The 2435-nt window shown below is 45.3% G+C and carries 2 protein-coding genes; one reads left to right on the forward strand and one right to left on the reverse strand.

Annotated elements, in window-relative coordinates; genetic code table 11:
- Positions 1-1396: glycoside hydrolase family 1 protein (locus tag HMPREF3168_RS08205; RefSeq protein WP_246825705.1), on the reverse strand; the 1396-nt coding region annotated here is incomplete at its 3' end.
- A gap of 156 nt (positions 1397-1552) precedes the next feature.
- Between HMPREF3168_RS08205 and HMPREF3168_RS08210 the strand changes: the two genes are divergently transcribed.
- On the forward strand, positions 1553-2395 hold the full coding sequence (locus tag HMPREF3168_RS08210) for a helix-turn-helix domain-containing protein (protein ID WP_035160943.1): 843 nt from the start codon (positions 1553-1555) through the stop codon (positions 2393-2395).
- Positions 2396-2435 lie beyond the last annotated feature (40 nt).

Raw genomic sequence — 2435 nt, forward strand, 5'->3', positions numbered from 1 at the left:
CTTCGCCCTTGTCATCACGGTCAACGTAGATGAAGCCATACCGCTTGGACATTTGACCAGTTCCGGCAGAAACGCAGTCAATGCAGCCCCAAGTCGTGTAGGCAAGCAGGTCAACCCCATGTTCAACTGCCTTGTCCATCGCCTTGATGTGCTTTCTCAAGTAGTCAATCCGGTAATCGTCATGAACAGTACCATCTTCCAGCTTATCAACGGCACCAAGACCATTTTCCACCACCATCATTGGGATACCATAACGGTCATACATCTTTTCCAAGTACAGTTGCAAGCCGTCTGGGTCAGTTGACCAGCCCCATTCAGAGTATTCAAGATATGGGTTCTTAGCGCCAGCAGCGAAGTTGCCCTTAGCCTTTTCGCCAACATCATGGGTGGTAACCATGTTTGACATGTAGTATGAGAAGGTGTACATGTCAACTTTACCTTCCTTCATGACTTCAAGGTCGCCATCTTCAATCTTCAAATGAACATTGTGTTCATCCCATAAGCGCTTGGCAAAACTCGGATACTCACCCTTAGCTTGCGCGTCAGCACAGTAAAGCTGGCTCAATTCTTCTTCATAGCGGGCAGCCAAAGCATCCTTTGGATCAGGGGTGCCTGGGTAGTAAACAGAACCGGCAATCATGTTCCCGATCATGAAGTCTGGGTTGATCTTGTGGCCTGCAACAACTGCCTTAGCAGAAGCAACGAATTGGTGGTGCAGCTTTTGGTAAGCCTTTTGGTAATCTGCATCAGATGCCTTGCCATCACCCACCAGCTTCAAGAACATCAAGGATGAGTTGATTTCGTTGAAGGTCAGCCAGTATTTAACCAGGTCCTTGTATTCCTTGAACAAGGTCGTCGCGTACTTAACGTAGAGGTCAATCATCTTGCGGTCTTGCCAGTCGTTGTACTTTTCGCCTAAAGCCAATGGGTCTTCATAGTGGGAAATCGTAACTAATGGTTCAATCCCGTTCTTCTTCAGTTCTTCAAAGACTCTGCGGTAGAAGTCCAGCCCTTCCTGGTTTGGCTTGTCTTCTTCACCGGTTGGGAAAATCCGCGTCCAGGCAATGGAAGTTCTGAATACCTTAAAGCCCATGTCCGCGAACATCTTGATGTCTTCCTTGTAGTGATGGTAAAAATCGATCGCTACATGGTTCGGGTAGTATTCATTGTCAAAAATCTTCCCCTTAGCGCCCTTTGGCAAGGAGCTGGCGAACATCCCAGCTACTTTGCCATCCTTGCCATCCAAAGTGTAAGTCAGGTAACGCGGACTTTCCAAAGAGCCGGCCGTGGTAATGTCAGTCACTGACAAGCCCTTGCCGCCTTCGTTGTATCCACCTTCAACTTGGTTAGCAGCTACGGCGCCGCCCCACAAAAAGTCTTTTCTAAAATGAGCCATTATTTTTCCTCCTAAATTGTAAGTTCAGGTTTATTCGTCTAAATCAGTTGTAGCAGCAAGCTATTTGCTCTTACAAACAGTATGGTATCATATGGGAAAGCGATTACCCTCCATTTCTTAAAGCACTTAGGGACAATTCATAAAGGAGAAAAGAACATGCCCATTGCTTACGAAGAGGTCGACAATCTCGTCCGCCTCCCCTTCAAATTTTTCAAAAGATCAAATTACGCTCCTAAAGCCCCCACCCACTGGCATACCGGAATCGAAATTGATTATTTGGTATCTGGGGAAGACTTCAAGGTTGTCATTGCTGGCCAGACCCACCATTACAATTCCGGCGATATCTGGGCTATTGACCGCTCACAGATTCATGCCGCGACGGGGCACAAAGACCGGTCTTATTATGTAATGGGACTGATTATTGACAATAATTTTTTAGAAAAAGAATATCCTTCCAGTAAAAATTGGCGGATCAAGATGGACCATATCAGCCGCGATACAGCCAGCTACCGGCAGTTAAGAAAAAATCTGATTACCATCGCTAAACTCGTCGACCAGCCGATCAGTGACAGTATCCGCTTTTTAATTTTGAGCGAATTTTTTCAAATGATTGCCCTGATCGACAGCGAATATACTGAAAAAACTGCCGTCACAACGCCGCCAAACCAATCTTTGGCTGATACGGTGATCGCCTACATCGCCAACAACTCTTCCACCAATATCACGGCACAAAGCATTGCTGAACATTTTAGAATTTCACAAGTGACTTTAAATAAAGAATTGAGCCAAGTGACTAAACTTCCTTTAGGCAAATACTTAAAACAAGTCCGGCTCATGCACGCCAGATACCTCTTGCTGAGTACAAACTATTCCGTCGCCTACATTGCCAATTACTGCGGCTTTTCTTCAGCCAAAGTTTTAGAACGTAATTTTAAAGCCTGGAAAAAAATGACCCCCAGCCAATATCGCAAAGCTTTTAGCAAATATTTCAATGAATAAAAAAACGGACTGATGTGACCCCCAAAATTGGGACAAATTA

Source organism: Lactobacillus sp. HMSC08B12, assembly GCF_001808415.1.
GTDB lineage: Bacteria > Bacillota > Bacilli > Lactobacillales > Lactobacillaceae > Lactobacillus > Lactobacillus delbrueckii.

What these genes read in the sequence shown, in the direction of transcription:
- HMPREF3168_RS08210 (WP_035160943.1), top strand. Translation starts at nt 1,553, where the DNA reads ATGCCCATTGCTTACGAAGAGGTCGACAATCTCGTCCGCCTCCCCTTC.